This window comes from Pseudothermotoga sp. (assembly GCA_025060105.1).
In the GTDB taxonomy this organism is placed as follows: domain Bacteria; phylum Thermotogota; class Thermotogae; order Thermotogales; family DSM-5069; genus Pseudothermotoga_A.
Map to the genome: position 1 here is coordinate 216,987 of JANXCS010000001.1, position 16,043 is coordinate 233,029.

A 16,043-nucleotide genomic window follows, 5' to 3' on the forward strand; every position below is an offset into this window, starting at 1 on the left:
ATGGAGAGATGGAAAAGAATTTTGATCTCTTACGCAGTTCCCATAGTTTTCACTATCCTTTGTGTATCTGCTGTGCTGATAGCGAGAATTCCAACACTCTTCTTGGCTAGTGAAATAGTTAGAAGGCTTAGCAGAAACACCTTCTTGGTGCTTTCCCTCATCATTCCGATAATCGCCGGTTTGGGTCTCAACTTTGGGATCGTTCTGGGAGCCATGGCAGGACAAGCTGCTCTCTTTTTCGTGGTTGACTGGAAGGTGAAAGGTGTTTTAGGGATCTTGATCGCGTGTATCATTGCCAGCGCGATTTCGATACTTCTGGGTTGGCTTGCAGGACTAACTCTCAACAAAGCAAAGGGTAGAGAGATGATCACATCGATGATTTTAGGTTTCTTTGCCAATGGAATATACCAGCTCATTTTTCTCTTCTTCGTAGGTTCGCTGATACCGTACAGAACGAAACAGTTCTTGCTTCCTGAAGGGGTCGGATTGAGGAACACAGTCGATCTATTTGGAACGTTGGCTTCCGCTCTGAACAACATTTGGATCGTTCGTTTCGGTACAGTTCGAGTTTTTGTTGTGCCTTTATTGATAGTGGTTGCTCTGTGCTTTCTGATCACATTTTTGTTCAAGACAAAGCTTGGACAAGATATCAGAGCTGTTGGACAGGACATGCACATCGCCGAGGTGGCCGGTATAAAGGTCAACAAAGTGAGGATCATCGCTGTGATCATGTCCACTGTTCTGGCAGCCATAGGTCAAATCATTTATCTTCAGGATATAGGAACTATCAACACCTACAACAGTCATGAGCAAATAGGTCTCTTTTCGATCGCAGCTTTGTTAGTGGGAGGAGCGTCGACTCGAAAAGCAACAATATGGAATGCGATAATTGGTGTACTACTCTTTCACACACTCTTCGTTGTAGCACCGAGTGCTGGTAACAAGCTTTTTGGTCAACCGCAAGTTGGCGAATTCTTTAGAGAGTTTCTCGCATATGCAGTCATCGCGTTCGCACTCGCGATGCATGGTTGGAGAACAAGAAAGATACTGATGTAAAACTTAAAAAGGGGCCGAAAGGCCCCTTTCAAATTTTTTCGAGAATCAATTTCTTCATTTGGAGTAGAAGTTGCTCAATTTTGCTGGTATCTTTTCCACCTGCTTGCGCGAAATCTACTCGTCCACCACCACCGCCACCCAGTAAACTCGCTCCCATTCGGGCTAGTTCATTCGCAGAGATCTTGTTCGTTAAATCTTTCGATACCCTCACGACGAAGTTCACTTTTTCATCTTGGATTGAAATAATGACCACGATAGCTCGATCTTGGCCGGAGATCGCAACATCAGAAAGGTTTCTGAGCGTTGAGGGATCTACATCGTGAAGAATGATCGCTTTGAAGTTGACATCTTTCACTTTCTCGAATGGTGATTGTTTGATTTGCAAAGTCAAAGTTTTTGTCCTCATCTGTTCAAGTTCTTTCTCTAGAAGCTCTCTTTCTTTGAGTAGATTTTTCACTCTATTTGGAACTTCATCCACTGAGGATTGGATCAACCCCGCTATTTGTTGAAGTGTTATTTCCAATTTTCTCACATATCCTAAGGCATTTAAACCTGTTACAGCTTCGATTCTACGTACCCCAGCTGAAACAGCATTTTCTGAAACTATTTTGAAAAGGCCTATATTGCCCGTATTGGAAACGTGGGTTCCTCCACAAAGTTCTTCACTGAAATTTTCAACTTTTACTACTCTCACGATGTCTCCATACTTTTCCCCGAATAGAGCTGTGGCACCTTCTTCAACAGCTTCCTTGTAAGTTTTTTCCTCAATTTTCACCGGAACGGCTTTAAGGATCACTTCGTTCACGAGATCTTCAATTTCTTTCAACTGTTCTTCAGTTAAAGCTTCATAGTGAGTGAAATCAAACCTGAGTTTATCGGGAGTGACCAGCGAGCCGAACTGCCTGACGTGATCACCCAATATTCTCCTCAATGCCGCGTGTAGCAGATGCGTCGCCGTATGATTCCTTGCGGTAGCTTTCCTTCTTCCTTCATCGACGATCAGTTTTACCCTTTGGCCAACTCGAAGCGTATCTCTAACTACTTTCACCACGTGTGCTATGATGCCTTCTGTTGGAATAAAAACATGTTCTACGAAGGCTTCTCCATGATCCCAAACGATACGACCTGTATCACTGATTTGACCACCACGTTCAGCGTAGAAAGGAGTCTCAACAGTTACAAGTTCAACTTTGTCCCCAGCTTCTGCGGAATCAACTTTTCTTTCCTTGCGAAGCATCAGGACAACAGATTCATGCTCTAAAGTTTGGTATCCAACGAAATTTGTTTTTTGAACCTTGGCAAGTTCTTCATAATCTCCTACAGCTTTTGCATACTCAACATCGAACTTAGCACTTTTAGATTTTTCCCTCTGTTGTTGCATCCATCTTTCGAAACCATCGAGATCAACCTTTAACCCTTTTTCCTTAGCCACGTCGACAACTATGTCTGGAGGAAATCCGTAGGTATCATACAGTTTAAACAATTGTTCTCCACTGATGAATCCTTCTGAACGTTCTATGATTTCATTCAGCATTTGTATACCTTGGGAAATCGTATTGAAAAATCTTTCCTCTTCAGATTTTGTGATTTCTTCGATGAGATTTCTTTTTCTTTCTACCTCAGGATAGATTTCTTTCATTCTTTCAATAACTGTTCTGCACACTTTGTGAAGGAATGGCTTGTTTGCTCCCAGCAGAACACCGTGCCGTACCGCCCTGCGGAGTATCCTTCTGAGTACATAACCTCTCTCTTCGTTCGAAGGAAAAACTCCATCCGCTATGAGGAAGGCAACCGCTCGTGCATGATCTGCGATCACCCTTAGAGACACATCTATGTTCTCATCTTTTCCATACTTGACACCAAACAATTCTTCTTCTCTTTCGATGATGGGTTTGAACAAATCTGTTTCAAAGTTACTCTTTACATTTTGCACGACTGCCGATATTCTCTCCAAACCTGCACCAGTGTCGATGTTTTTCTTTGGTAGTGGATGCAACTTGCCTTTGTCGTCCTGATAGAACTCGGTGAAGACGAGGTTCCAGATTTCTAGGAATCTTTTGTCATTGTTTGCAGGCGTACATTCTACATCCTTTGAGTGATCGTTCATAACACCGAGATCGTAATGTATCTCTGAACAAGGACCACATGGTCCCGTTGGTCCAGCAGGTCCCCAAAAGTTGGTATCTTTACCCATTCGAATGATCTTTCTTTCTGGAACACCGACCAGATCTCGCCAAATTTCGAAGGCCTCATCGTCTTCTTCATACACCGTAACCCAGAGTTTATCCTCGCTCAATTTAAGAACCTGCGTAACGAATTCCCATGCCCAAAGTATAGCTTCCTCCTTGAAGTAATCTCCAAAGGAGAAATTACCCAGCATTTCAAAAAAAGTGTGATGCCGTGGTGTTCGGCCAACGTTTTCTATATCGTTAGTCCTAAGGCACTTTTGACACGTTGCCACACGCGTGTAGATTGGTTCAACTTTACCCCAGAAGATAGGTTTGAACGGTACCATTCCAGCCACAGTGAACAAAAGTTGTGGATCATCTGGTACAAGTGATGCGCTCGGCAACACTTTGTGGCCTTTTGCTTCAAAGAAGCTCAGAAAACTCGATCTGATCTCATCGGAGGTCAAGATTCCATCACCTCACAAAACACCGATTGATAAAAGGTAATAGGTAATGGGGGTAACGAAGAGAAGGCCATCTATTCGGTCCAGCATACCTCCATGGCCTGGCAACACGTTACCGGTATCTTTGACTTTAAAGTAACGCTTCAATGCGGATTCAAACAGATCCCCAAAGGTACCGAACACAGCGACGATCACAGAAAAAATCACGAGAGAGGAAAAGGGCATAACTCTCGCTTTGAAAACGAAGCCAAAGATGAATTTGTACAAGAATGAAAACACCAGCGCACCCAAGAAACCTCCAATGATTCCCTCCAAGCTTTTGTTTGGACTGAATTTTCTCGAAATCTTGGTTTTTCCCCACCTCGTTCCTACAAAGTAAGCGCAAGTATCGTACAACCACACTGCAGTCAAATTGAGCAAAGCGTTGGCTGCGCCAAATTCGAGGTAGATTGGGAAGAAAAACGATAAACAGCCGGCCACATACGTGAGAGAAAGACTGGTTGCAATGACAGTTGACCAAACTGTCTCTATGCTCTTTTGTGTCAAAATTACAAGTACGTTGGTTAGAACGAATGCCAAGCTAAGGAGTAACAATCCTTTTTGAGCTTCCGTGATGCCATGTATGACCACAAACCCAACCGAGATAGCCACACCGTATTTCACAAAGGTTCTTTCGTTAGATTCTCGACTAGCCATGTTCAAAAGTTCATAAGAGGCGAGGAGTACCACGGCCGCAACCAAACCTATGAGACTTTTGTAACTGATGAAACAAAGTACTACAAAGGGTGCTACAATCAGCGCGGTGATCAACCTCGTTTTTGTCTCGACGGTCACAACCCCCCGAACCTCCTTTGACGCTTTTCATAATCTTCGATAGCTTTTAAAAAATCCTGCTTCGTGAAGTCTGGCCACAGAACCTTCGTGAAGTACAGCTCACTGTAGGCGATTTGCCAAAGCAAAAAATTACTTATTCTCATTTCGCCGGAAGTTCTTATCACTAAATCAGGATCTGGTACATCCGGGAGATATAGCCAATCTCGAAACAGTTCTTCGTTGAAGTGTGTCACACCCTGTTTGACAGCTTTGTTGAACGCATCTATGATTTCCCTTCTTCCACCGTAATTCAAAGCCAGAATCGCTTGGATCACGTTGTTGTGTTTCGTTTTCTCTTCGCATTCTCGACAGAAATCTGCAACCGAAGAAGGTAGCTCGTCAATAGCTCCGGTGAATCTGAGTCTAACTCCTCGTTCAAGTATTTTTCTCAGCTTTTGCCTGAGAAGTTTTACGAGTAAAGAAAAAAGGTATTCAACCTCTTCTTTAGGCCGTTTCCAGTTTTCTGTAGAAAAGGCATACAACGTGATGTATTTTATTCCAAACTCTGCAGCCCATTCCACAACTTTTTCAGCTTTCAAAGCGCCCCTTCGATGTCCTTCGACTCTAGGTAGGCCTCGCTTCTGCGCCCATCTACCGTTACCATCCATTATGATGCCGACGTGTATGGGTTTCAAATTTCCATGATCTCCTTTTCTTTCTTCTCGAACAGTTTTTCTATTTCTTCTATTTTTTTATCAGTGAGATCTTGTATTTCCTTTTCCAACCTTTTGGCATCATCTTCTGAAATTTTTCCACTATCCTCCATTTGTTTTAGTTCTTTCAGTACGTCTCTTCTTATGTTTCTGATGGCTATCTTTCCTTGCTCTGCGATCTCTTTTGCTTTTTTGACCCATTTTTGCCTTTGCTCGGTGGTGGGAGTTGGAAAAACGAGTCTTATGACGTTACCATCGTTGATAGGTGTTAGACCAATGTCGGAAGCAAAAATAGCTTTCTCGATAGACGAGAGCATCGATTTGTCCCAGGGTTGTATGATGAGAGACCTTTCTTCAACTTTTACTGTTGAGAGTTGGTTTATTGAGGTAGGGGCACCATAGTAATCAACCTTGATCTCCTCCAGTATTGCTGGGCTTGCACGGCCTGTTCTGATTCTCTTCAGCTCCTCGGAAATCTTTTCAATCGATTTATTCATTCGCTCCTCAGCACTCTTGACGATGGGATGACGCATGCGATTCCCTCCTCATTTGCGTTGCTCACCTTCGTGGATTATACCATGCACTTGAGGAGCCTTATTCACGGGTGTAGCTGATGAATATCTTTTCGAAGTTCACCATCTCTTTTTCTATGCTCTCTATCTCAATGTTGTTCGATCTGAAAGTGTCGATCAAATCGTAGAGCTTTCGTGATGATGGGAGGTTTATCTGAAGTTCGATTAGATTTCCATCTTCAATCCAACCATCGAAACCTAATGCTTTGAGACGTTGCTTGGACTCGTTGTCGCAGAATAATTTTAATCGATAAGTTCTCGCGGTAAAAATGTCGACAAGCTTTTGTTTTTCTTCGCATACCACTATCTTTCCTTTGTTCATTATAGCTACGCGGTCTGCAACGGCTTCCACAAGATTCATATCGTGTGTGGAAAGCAGAATCGTTTTGCCCTGCTCTTTCAACGATCTCAGGATGGATCTGAATTCTACAGCGGAGTGAACGTCCAAGCCTAGAGTAGGTTCATCCAGCAGGAGAACTTCGGTATCGCAGGCTAGGCACACAGCAATAGCGGCTTTTTGTTGTGTTCCTCTCGAGAGGGAGTGAACTAATTGATTTGCTTGTTCTTCTAGACCCACTATTGACAATATCTCGAGAGCTTTCGATTTAGTCAGTTTTTTTCCACGGATACCAGCAAAGTATCTCATGTTTTCCAACACACTCATTCGCCAATACAGATTTCTGTTGCCTTCCAAAACGGCACTGATTTGTGAAAGAGCCTTTGATCTCTCTTTGAGGACGCTATGACCTTTTATCCTTATCTCACCAGAGTCTGGAATGATCAAACCACACACGCTTTTGATTATCGTTGTTTTTCCTGCACCGTTCGGACCGAGCAGAGCAAATATTTCCCTCAGTTTGATATTGAAACTCACGTTATCTACAGCTTTAATTTTCTCTTTAGAACCTCTCTTGAAATAACTCTTAACGAGATTGAGGACTTCTACCATCGATTACCACCTCAATACTGTGAGAGGCTTCCTGAAATCATTGCGCGCTTTTCAAAATATTTGAAGGAGATGAAACCGATTGTGAGATAGCCCAAAGCTGTACACCATAGTATCGAATGGGACACAAAATTGAATTGGTAAAACTTCACGTTGCTTATAGCTAGCGCTCGCATCATTGAGCTGGCTTGGGACATTGGAAGCAGCCTGTGCCAGAAAGAATTTGTTTCAAACATGGTGAAGAACAACGAACCGATAGTCACAATTTGAATGAAGGAAGAAATTCTTTTGAAGATGAGCGCAATTCCTCCGAGTACCATGCCGATACCGAGTGCCGAGACAGTTCCTGCTATCAAAAGATAAAGCAACGTTGGGAGATCGAAACCTATTTTCCTGTTAGTTGTGAAAGCCACGAAGTACATAAGCGGAATGGCGAGCGCGACGTTGAAGAGAAAATCACAAATCATTCTGAAAAACATCTGGTACTCAAAGGCTATCGGGGAAGAAAAAACTTGCTCTAGTGTACCACGTTGCGCTTCTTCGATTATTCCCCAAGCGACTCCTTGAAAAGAAAAGATGAACATGATCCACATGAAATAACCGACGATGATGCCATCTAAAGTCGAAGATAAATTCAACGTTGAACCGCCGACAGCTTTCACACCGAAAAAGAGTAGATAGAAAAATATCAAAAATGTAGCTATGCTTGAGATGGAGTTGAAGTAATATCTTCGAAATTCTGCAAAACTTTTTTCAAAGTTTGCGAGAAATGCCCTCCACATTTTTAAACCCCCTCTTATGATTCTGAAAAATATATTAGCATTTTTCTCATATTTGTCAAGATACTACTCAAAAATTTTGATTGATTCGGGATCGAGGGGGTTCACAAAGACGGTTTCATAGTTGGTGTAGAGGACCATGCCTGGGGGTGAGCCTTTTGGCTTATGGACATTTTTTATGAGAGTATAATCAACAGGCACATTAGAGGAATATCGAGCTTTAGAGTAATAAACAGCAATAGAAGCTGCACATAAGAGAACATGCTCTGGCACTTGTCTTCCTTCTGTGCGTATCACAACATGGGCACCAGGAGATTGTTGAACGTGTAACCATACATCAGAATCGCTAGCTTTTTTAATGAGCGCTTCATTCTGTTTGTTGTTCTTACCTACTAAGATCGTAAAACCGTCGTAGATGAACTTCCTGAATTGCGTCTCCTTAGTCTCTTTTTGTGTTTTTTCCCTCTTGATACTACTTTTTTGAATGAGATCGACCTCGGCGAGTTCTTCTTCTATCTCCTCAAGATCTTCCAACGTTTCAGCTGCTTCGACTGTGTAACGCATTTGCTCTAAATATTGATTTTCATTCTGAAGCTTCTGAATCCTTGTTCTGAGTATTTGATCCTTTTCTCTCAATTTTTTATAACGCTCAAAATACATTTGTGCACTCTGTTTCACATTCTTGCCCTCCATTAGTGGTACAACCACGGTCTGGTTGGTCTCCCAATCCACACACAAGACTTGTTCACCTTTTCTGTCTTTTTCACTCACGTACTTGAGCAATTCCCCGTATCGTTTGTAAATTTCTGCTTTTTCACACTCCTTCAGCTCTTCTAATAAGGTATCTAGTAAGCGCTGCTGTTTTTTTAATTGCTCATCAATCACTCTTAAGAGTTTTTGGCGCAATCTGTCCATCCTAGTTTTCCTTAAATTCCAATTGTAAGCTTCGTCCACAGCACGTGAAACTGAACTGTATTCTGAAAGCGGTTCCCCGAGGGTTTTCAAAGGATAAGCGAAGACAAAACGCTTTCCATCGATTTCGTAGACATAACATGGTGATTTTTCAAAATCATCGATGATAGAAACAATAGCCAGTTTTAATGCTACTTTTTCTTTCTCGTTGAGTGAACTGAGTGGTTTATCATCAACGAACGCGCGTTGAAGAACTTCTTGAGCGGTTAATTTAGAGAACCCAGCAATGCTTTCTACGATGTACTTGGATAGCATCGTATTGCCTTCAAATTTCAATTCGCGTTCTTCAAGAAGATTCACTTTCGTTGGTTTAAGCACATATGCGTTGTTTTTCTCTACGAAAGATCTGAAATCGTCGAGCACCAAGCCATTCTCAACCAAGATCAAGTTCGATCGGCTGCCAAAAAGTTCAACATAAAGTTCATACTCGTGCTTGTTTCCTGTCTCGTCTATTTTGTCGAAGGTGAAGCAAACTATTCTATCCAAATCTACTTGCCTCACATCTTTCAATCTAGCGTTTCTAAGACGCGCTCGTGCAAATGTAACGAAGGTAGATAGATTCTGGTTAGAAAAATCTTCTTTCTCTGCGAGACATACATGAGTAAAGCCAGATTCAACACAGATCCTCACCGTGGCATGTTGAAAGATCAAATAGATACAGAACTGCCCGGATTGATGGATTTGCCTAAGAGTTTCTCCTCTCAGATTGGAAAATTCGCAAACTAATTTTCGAAGTACGAACGCGTCGATCATTCATACCAGTCCTATGATTTCTTTGACTTTGTTTATGTCTTGAGCATGTTCGGTTTCGTCACCCGGTGTTTCTAGTATCCATGGAACTTTCTGGATCTCTTCGAAGCTCAGAAAAACTTTAAAACCTCTCTCTCCTATGAATCCCTTCCCTATGTTTTCATGCCTGTCTGTGGGCTGACCAAGTGGTGCTTTGGAATCATTTAAGTGGATCATTTTCAATTTGTTAAGCCCGATTTTGACATCGATCTCATGCAATAGTCTCTGGACACCATCTTTGGTGGTGATATCGTAACCCGAGTCAAATCCGTGGCAAGTATCGTAGGTGATGCCGATCCTGCTAGGATCGCACGATGAGTCTATGATTCTCTTCATTTGATCGAAATTGTATCCAATGTTTCCACCCTTTGGGGATACATTTTCCAAAAGTAGCATCGTTTGTTCTGTGTTCCTTAAAAACTCATCAATCGCACTTACGATGCGCTTGAAACCGAATTCTTCACCTGCCCCAGTATGACTACCAGGATGCACATTGAGAAATTTTATACCTAGAGCTTCGCAAATCTTACCTTCCACTATCAGTAGTTGAACTGATTTGGTCCAATTTTCATCGTTGGGACTGGCAAGGTTTATGAGATAACCTGTGTGGCAAAAAGCATCGTTGAAATCGATACCATATTTTTCCATAGCAGATTTGAAAAGTTCACAGCTCCTTTTCGAAGGTATTCTGGCGCTCCACATTCGTGGGCTGTGCGGAAATATTTGAAAACAATTGCCACCTATCTGTACTGTTAACTCTGGAACCTTTTCAAATCCCTCACTAATTGGCATGTGCGCGCCGATCTTTATCAAATTCATCACCTGTAGAGAATGATAACATAGTCCCTGGAGGTATTACATTGATATACGTAGGTACAAGTGGTTATTCTTTCCCAGATTGGATAGGTGAGGTTTATCCAAAGGACATTTCTAAACCTGATATGCTGAAATACTACTGTCATGTATGGAGCTTCAACGCTGTAGAACTGAACTTTACTTATTACGCATCACCTAGTTACAAAACAATCGTATCGATGCTTAGGAGAACACCTAGTCACTTTGTTTTTTCCGTTAAATTACCAGCCTCGGTCACGCATGAAGGTTGGAAATCACAAAGTTTTCCACAAGACGATGTGAAAAAATTACTCGACGCCTTAATTCCCATGGTCGAGGAAAACAGATTGAAAATGTTACTCGCACAGTTTCCATATTCATTCAGGGACACACCTGAAAATAGACAATATCTGCAGCTGATTCGTGAGAAGATAGGGCTACCGACGGCTGTCGAGTTCAGACACTCTTCTTGGAACAACGAAGGAATATACAAATTATTGGAATCCTGCGGTTTTACTTTCGTGGTTGTTGACGAACCAAACTTGCGTGAATTGTTTCCATACGTTCCTATTACCACCAGTGATAAAGCTTATTTCAGGTTCCATGGGAGAAACAAAAATTGGTTCACAGCAACTGAAGGGGAACGTTACAATTACAAATATAGTGTGGAAGAGATCAGCAATTTTGCGAAAGATGTCATCAGACTGGCGCAGAGAGCTTCGGATGTTTTCGTATTTTTCAACAACTGCTATCGGGGCAATGCCGTTCGAGATGCTATAAACCTGCGTCATATCATTGAAAACATTCTTTTTGAAAGCTGATTCTGACACTTTCAATGCTGTGTCGAACTTGAAATTTCCTCGCAAAAGGTGATGTGTGTTACCCTCTATCTTTCTACTGTCATAAAAAATACAAAGGAAGAAAAAAACTCATTTGACGGAATTCTGCTCCCAATCTATAATTTCTGCTGAACACTCGGTTATTGGGAGGTCGGAAAAATGGACCGAAAAGAAATTCTTGCAATGGTAAACAAAATATTGTCGGATAAGCTTGGAGTCAAAGAGAGCCAGATCAAAGAAGAAAGTAAGCTTATCGATGACCTGGGAGCAGATTCTTTGGATCTCGTTGATCTGGTTATGGCCTTCGAAGAGGAATTTGGTGTTAAAATCGCCGATGACAAGCTTCAAAAAATTTCTACAGTGAAAGATATAGTTGATTATATAGTCAAAGCGAAAGCTTGATCAAATAAAGTTCTCCAGAATCAGAACATAGAACAATTAGTCTTTCATCAGCTGTTTTGCACATCTCTACAGCATAATCACCAATCTTTATTGTTTCGATTTTTCCAGATCCGGAATCAACGAGGTAGAGTTCGCCAGGTGCATGGTTGAGTGCAATAATCGTACCACGTATTTGCTCTAATCGATGTGTTGGATTGGGTAATTCTAGATATTTTCTGATCTTTCCAGAATGGTCAAGCAGGGTTATTCTTGGTTGTGCAAGGCTTGTGACTACTATGAAATCTTCCGTGACGAGCATATCACGAGCTAAATCGTCCAAGTTTTGCTGCCAGAGTATTCTGCCAGATGAATCGAGACAGGCGAGTTTACCGTCCATATACCCAAGTAAATAAATTTTTCCGAGCTTTTGTACACATTTGATTGGGGTTCTGAAATCTCTGATAGAAACAATCTTCCTCTCCGAACCGATAAATTCGAGCGTCTTGTCCATAGCATAATAGTAAAGATACACAATATTTTCTCCCACTATTTCAAAGTACAGTGTGGGAGAATCAAAAACGAATTTATCCTTTACCTGTAGTGTTTCAAGATCTATCACATACAAGCTAGGTTCCTTAGAACACACAACGTAGAGGTTTCTTTGAGCTATTTTTGCTACTGTGGGATAGTTTCCAACTTGGATTCGTTTCACAAATTTTCCAAAGATTGTGTAAACGACCACACTTTCTCTATGGTAATCGTTCACATATACGTTTCCAGCATGGTGAACCGCCCAGGTTGGGTAAGAAAGACCTGACGATATTTCTGAAAGGAACTGACCCGTATCGGTGAGGATCAAAACTGAAGCTGGCCTAGATCTAACTAGGCAAATGATACCCTCGTTGAGGGTCATCTTTGTATATCCGTAACCCACACCAATTGGTATGATCTCGTGTGCGAAGAGAAAACACGAAAAAAGGGGGAAGATGAGAACGAGTTTTTTCATCCCAACCTTTCTCCAAGCAGAACAAAAACTGAGATTGTCAAATTAACTAGTGAGAAAATCTGTACTATTCTCTCCTCGCGCCAACCGATCAGCTCGAAATGATGATGGATCGGAGACATTTTGAAGACTCTTTTTTTGAACAACTTGTAACTGCTCACTTGTATCATCACACTGAGAGTTTCAATGATAAAAACGCTCGAGCAAAGTAATGCGATCATCTCAGTAGATGTTCTGATGGAGACAACGGCTATCAGAGCGCCGAGCGTTAATGAGCCTGTATCACCCATGATTATCTTCGCAGGTTTGATGTTGTAAAAGAGAAACGCCATGAGACATAACGAGAGTAAAATCAGTGAATCTGCATGCTTTCCGACTAAGAACCAATACGGAATGGCTATCGTGAGGAACACACTCGCCGCAAGACCGTCCAAACCATCAGTCAGATTCGATGCATTGCTAAGACCCGTTATCAACAGAATAGCAAATACCCAGTAGAAGCCCCCAAGCTCTAAGCGTTTCTCAATAAACGGAATGACGATGCCAGCATTGCTTGGTTTAATCAGCAATAAAAGAACTATCGCGGAAAGAACTTGAAGTGAGAACTTCTGCCAAGCTCTTAAACCGAGCGATCTTTTTTTTATCACGCTGAGCAAATCATCTAGAAACCCTATGGCTGAAAACAGTATGATTGCGAGGGCATCTATGTGATATCCAAATATGAAGCAAGAAGTGGCGCCAAAGATTGCGAACAGTATGCCACCCATAGTTGGAGTGCCAGCCTTGTAACCATGCAGATCTGGCCCTTCTTCTCTAATGAACTGACCTACGTGAAGTGCTTTAAAAAGCTTTATCAAAAGTGGGTATAACAAAACACATGGAAGAAAGGTGGCAAGAAAATATTTCATACTGTACTTCCCCCTGTAAAAAGTTTCAAAACATTCTCCATGGCGATCGCACGTGATGCTTTGAAAAGTACGGCATCTTTTGGATTAAGTAAGCTCCTTAGTTTCGAAACTATGACATCTGGTTGATCACTCCTCAGAACAATTTTGGAGCATTCCATGGTATCAATTTCGTGATCGATGTTATACACAAACACACCATCGAGTTGTTCAAGAATCTTGCCGAGTTCTTTGTGTGTTTCTTCGGAGAAACTACCTTGTTCCTTTATCGAGCCAACAACAGCATACGTTTTCTTCCCAAGTTTTTTCAAAGTTTCTACCGCCACTTTGAATGACTCTAAACTAGCATTGTAAGTATCATCGATGATATAAACTCCTTCAATCTGTTGAACTTTGAACCTACCAGTTACGGGCACGAAGTTCTCCAGTTTAGAGAGGTCAACTTCTAGCTTTAACACATCAAAAACTGCGAGAACTGCAGCGACATTGATCAGTTGTCCTACGTTGAAAATGGTCGAAAAGCGCAGCACTTTCGAGCCATTTGGAGTTCGATAAAATGCCACTGTAGAAAGGGACTCATACGTGTAATTGTCGAGATAGTAATCACCTTTTTGAAAGCCAAAGGTTATGACGTTCCGTTCCTTAATTCTTTCAAGAATCCTTTGATCACTGTGCACAATGGCGATACCATCTTTGTGCATATTCTGAACTATTTCGAGCTTTCCAGTCAATATCTGCTCAGTACCACCCGCGACACCTCTGTGTGCTGTACCAACGTTCAGAAGAACAGCAACATGCGGCTGAGCGATTCGACACAAAGTGGTTATGTCTCCTGGCTTGTTCATCGCCATTTCCAGAATCGCATATTTTTGACCTTCATAATCGTTGAGCACGGCCAAGGGCAGACCTATTTCCGTGTTTAAATTCCCAGGATTCCTGAAGGCGAGGCCACTGTCGAGACATTTGTAGATCATTTCCTTTGTTGTGGTTTTGCCGTTCGAACCAGTGATACCGACGATGGTCGGATTATAACGACTCAGTTTCTGCGCCGCGAGTTCTTGAAGGAAGATTCTCGTATTTCTCACAAAGAACAATTTTTCTTTTGGTACGTCAACTTCACGTTCTACTACAGCCAGAACAGCTCCTTTGCCGAGAGCTTCATTAACGTAGAGATGTCCATCCGTTTTTTCACCTTTGAGCGCTACAAAAACGCATCCTTCAAACGCTTCACGTGAATCGATAACGAATTTTGCGTTTTCAAACATGTCTTTTTTCCCTCTGATACTCTTGAAGAATCAATTCTCTCACGACATCTGCATCCTTAAATGGCACCTTTCTTTCATCGGTGAAAATCTGGTACTCTTCATGTCCCCTACCAGCGATGATAACCATGTCGCCTCTGTTGGCGAGCGTGATGGCCGTTTCGATAGCTTCACGGCGATCTGGTATCACTAAGTACGCAGCCCCTGGTGGGACACCCCGTTCCACTTCAGCAAGAATTTCGTATGGATCTTCACCTCTCGGATCGTCTGTAGTTATAATGGCCACATCCGAGTAAGCACACACCACTTGAGCCATCATTGGCCTTTTACCTCTATCAGCTTGTCCGCCTGCGCCGAAAACAGTGATGATCCTACCGCTCGCTAAATGTTTCGCGGTAATCAAAGTTTTTTCAAGAGCGTCTGGACTGTGTGCAAAATCCACAACGACATCTATACCTAAAAGTGCACCCTCCTGTATGAATTGAAACCTACCATCTACTCCTTCAAACGAAGCAATTGCGTTTGAGACATCGTTGGGGTCATAACCAAGTTCCACTAAACCAGCGAAGACTAAAGTAGCATTGTACGCGTTGTGATAACCTGGAATCCGTATCCAAAGCTTGTATTTTCCCACACGGCAATCTATTTCAAACCTCGTTCCATGCTTACTGATTTCGACGTTCTGAATGCGATAATCACTTTGTTGCGAGACGCCATAAACAATTTTTCTGACTTTTCTTTTCAAAAGGTGAGCATAATCATCACTGATCAATGCGATTCCACTTTCCTTTAGCAGATCAAAGATGTGTAATTTTGCTTGTACGTATTCTTCAAATGTTTGATGGAAATCTAAATGATCTCTCGTTATGTTTGTCAAAGCAGCTATATCAAATCTCACAGTTTCAACGCGTTTCAACGCCAATGCGTGCGAAGAAACTTCCATCGCAAAATGAGTACCACCCCTGTCGACTGTCTTACGCATCGCCTTCAAGATTTCAATGGCATTCGGTGTGGTATTATCGTGGTGAAATCTCGGTTCTCCCAGAATATCGTAATATACAGTTCCAAGTAGACTACCTTCACTCGATAGGCTACGTAGTACATGATGGAACAAATGAACACTGGTTGTTTTACCGTTGGTTCCGGTAACACCAGCAACCAGAAGTTTAACATACGGTCTATCGTAAAAGCAATCTGCGAGGATCGCTTCAGCGAGCCTTGTGTCGCTAACTATCAAATGTGGTATCGTTGAATTGAGAGGGCGATCCGATACAAGCAGAGCGGCACCCTTGTTGTAAATTTCTTGAGCTATCTCGTGTGAATCAAACTTTTTGCCTCGATGACATATGAATAAACAACCTCGTTTGACTTGACTGGAGTTGTTCACTATATCAGTGACACTATCAACCAGCTTGCCGTTGAATTTGATATCTACGAGTATAGGCCTCAACGATTCGATCACTTTTTCAATTTGCACCCAATCACCTCTACTCGAAATTGTAATACCTTCTTATCGCCTTGACAAGGACGATGAGATATGTTATGCT

At 42.0% G+C, this 16,043-nt stretch carries 15 protein-coding genes; 3 read left to right on the plus strand and 12 right to left on the minus strand.

Annotation, left to right across the window (positions count from 1 at the left end; translation table 11 throughout):
- On the plus strand, positions 1–1,056 hold the full coding sequence (locus NZ875_01105; protein ID MCS7174335.1) for an ABC transporter permease: 1,056 nt from the start codon (positions 1–3) through the stop codon (positions 1,054–1,056).
- 28 nt (positions 1,057–1,084) lie between these two features.
- On the opposite strand, the gene alaS is transcribed toward NZ875_01105, so the two are convergent.
- The 8 genes from alaS to NZ875_01145 all read right to left on the minus strand — a co-directional run bounded on the left by alaS (position 1,085) and on the right by NZ875_01145 (position 10,085).
- Entirely contained in the window at positions 1,085–3,691 is a 2,607-nt protein-coding gene (gene alaS / locus NZ875_01110) for an alanine--tRNA ligase (GenBank protein MCS7174336.1), read from the minus strand.
- 12 nt (positions 3,692–3,703) lie between these two features.
- Positions 3,704–4,522: a phosphatidate cytidylyltransferase gene (locus tag NZ875_01115; protein MCS7174337.1), complete on the minus strand. Its 819-nt coding sequence runs from the start codon at positions 4,520–4,522 to the stop codon at positions 3,704–3,706.
- Positions 4,519–5,169: a polyprenyl diphosphate synthase gene (gene uppS, locus NZ875_01120; protein ID MCS7174338.1), complete on the minus strand. Its 651-nt coding sequence runs from the start codon at positions 5,167–5,169 to the stop codon at positions 4,519–4,521. Before uppS ends, NZ875_01115 begins: the two co-directional genes overlap by 4 nt.
- Positions 5,170–5,192: 23 nt before the next feature.
- The gene (frr, locus tag NZ875_01125; GenBank protein ID MCS7174339.1) at positions 5,193–5,747 is read right to left on the minus strand and encodes a ribosome recycling factor; all 555 of its coding nucleotides are present in this window, start codon (positions 5,745–5,747) and stop codon (positions 5,193–5,195) included.
- A gap of 61 nt (positions 5,748–5,808) precedes the next feature.
- Positions 5,809–6,735 (minus strand): ABC transporter ATP-binding protein, encoded by a 927-nt coding sequence (locus NZ875_01130; GenBank protein MCS7174340.1) that lies wholly within the window; start codon positions 6,733–6,735, stop codon positions 5,809–5,811.
- Positions 6,736–6,746: 11 nt separating this feature from the next.
- Entirely contained in the window at positions 6,747–7,514 is a 768-nt protein-coding gene (locus NZ875_01135) for an ABC transporter permease (GenBank protein MCS7174341.1), read from the minus strand.
- Between the two features lie 63 nt (positions 7,515–7,577).
- On the minus strand, positions 7,578–9,236 hold the full coding sequence (locus tag NZ875_01140; protein MCS7174342.1) for an NFACT family protein: 1,659 nt from the start codon (positions 9,234–9,236) through the stop codon (positions 7,578–7,580).
- Positions 9,237–10,085 (minus strand): deoxyribonuclease IV, encoded by an 849-nt coding sequence (locus tag NZ875_01145; GenBank protein MCS7174343.1) that lies wholly within the window; start codon positions 10,083–10,085, stop codon positions 9,237–9,239. It abuts the gene before it with no gap.
- 47 nt (positions 10,086–10,132) lie between these two features.
- On the opposite strand from NZ875_01145, the gene NZ875_01150 reads away from it, so the two are divergent.
- Complete coding sequence (locus tag NZ875_01150; protein MCS7174344.1) at positions 10,133–10,927, plus strand: DUF72 domain-containing protein; 795 nt, start codon at positions 10,133–10,135, stop codon at positions 10,925–10,927.
- 177 nt (positions 10,928–11,104) lie between these two features.
- Positions 11,105–11,347, plus strand: coding sequence for an acyl carrier protein (locus NZ875_01155; protein MCS7174345.1), 243 nt, complete (start codon positions 11,105–11,107; stop codon positions 11,345–11,347).
- Here the strand turns inward: NZ875_01155 and NZ875_01160 are convergent.
- The 4 genes from NZ875_01160 to NZ875_01175 are packed head-to-tail and all read right to left on the minus strand — an operon-like array spanning position 11,331 to position 15,973.
- Positions 11,331–12,332, minus strand: a complete 1,002-nt coding sequence (locus tag NZ875_01160; GenBank protein ID MCS7174346.1) for a hypothetical protein — start codon at positions 12,330–12,332, stop codon at positions 11,331–11,333. The genes NZ875_01155 and NZ875_01160 overlap by 17 nt on opposite strands.
- A complete protein-coding gene (mraY, locus tag NZ875_01165) occupies positions 12,329–13,237 on the minus strand; it encodes a phospho-N-acetylmuramoyl-pentapeptide-transferase (GenBank protein ID MCS7174347.1) in 909 nt (302 codons plus the stop codon). The genes NZ875_01160 and mraY overlap by 4 nt, the downstream gene beginning before the upstream one ends.
- A complete protein-coding gene (gene murF / locus NZ875_01170) occupies positions 13,234–14,499 on the minus strand; it encodes a UDP-N-acetylmuramoyl-tripeptide--D-alanyl-D-alanine ligase (protein ID MCS7174348.1) in 1,266 nt (421 codons plus the stop codon). The genes mraY and murF overlap by 4 nt, the downstream gene beginning before the upstream one ends.
- Positions 14,492–15,973: a UDP-N-acetylmuramoyl-L-alanyl-D-glutamate--2,6-diaminopimelate ligase gene (locus tag NZ875_01175; GenBank protein ID MCS7174349.1), complete on the minus strand. Its 1,482-nt coding sequence runs from the start codon at positions 15,971–15,973 to the stop codon at positions 14,492–14,494. Before NZ875_01175 ends, murF begins: the two co-directional genes overlap by 8 nt.
- Positions 15,974–16,043: the final 70 nt, after the last annotated feature.

Bases quoted from the DNA above. Each gene is read 5' to 3' on its own strand.
- NZ875_01105 (MCS7174335.1), top strand. From the start codon at position 1: ATGGAGAGATGGAAAAGAATTTTGATCTCTTACGCAGTTCCCATAGTT.
- uppS (MCS7174338.1), bottom strand. From the start codon at position 5,169: ATGGATGGTAACGGTAGATGGGCGCAGAAGCGAGGCCTACCTAGAGTC.
- frr (MCS7174339.1), bottom strand. From the start codon at position 5,747: ATGCGTCATCCCATCGTCAAGAGTGCTGAGGAGCGAATGAATAAATCG.
- NZ875_01130 (MCS7174340.1), bottom strand. From the start codon at position 6,735: ATGGTAGAAGTCCTCAATCTCGTTAAGAGTTATTTCAAGAGAGGTTCT.
- NZ875_01135 (MCS7174341.1), bottom strand. From the start codon at position 7,514: ATGTGGAGGGCATTTCTCGCAAACTTTGAAAAAAGTTTTGCAGAATTT.
- NZ875_01140 (MCS7174342.1), bottom strand. From the start codon at position 9,236: ATGATCGACGCGTTCGTACTTCGAAAATTAGTTTGCGAATTTTCCAAT.
- NZ875_01155 (MCS7174345.1), top strand. From the start codon at position 11,105: ATGGACCGAAAAGAAATTCTTGCAATGGTAAACAAAATATTGTCGGAT.
- NZ875_01160 (MCS7174346.1), bottom strand. From the start codon at position 12,332: ATGAAAAAACTCGTTCTCATCTTCCCCCTTTTTTCGTGTTTTCTCTTC.
- mraY (MCS7174347.1), bottom strand. From the start codon at position 13,237: ATGAAATATTTTCTTGCCACCTTTCTTCCATGTGTTTTGTTATACCCA.
- murF (MCS7174348.1), bottom strand. From the start codon at position 14,499: ATGTTTGAAAACGCAAAATTCGTTATCGATTCACGTGAAGCGTTTGAA.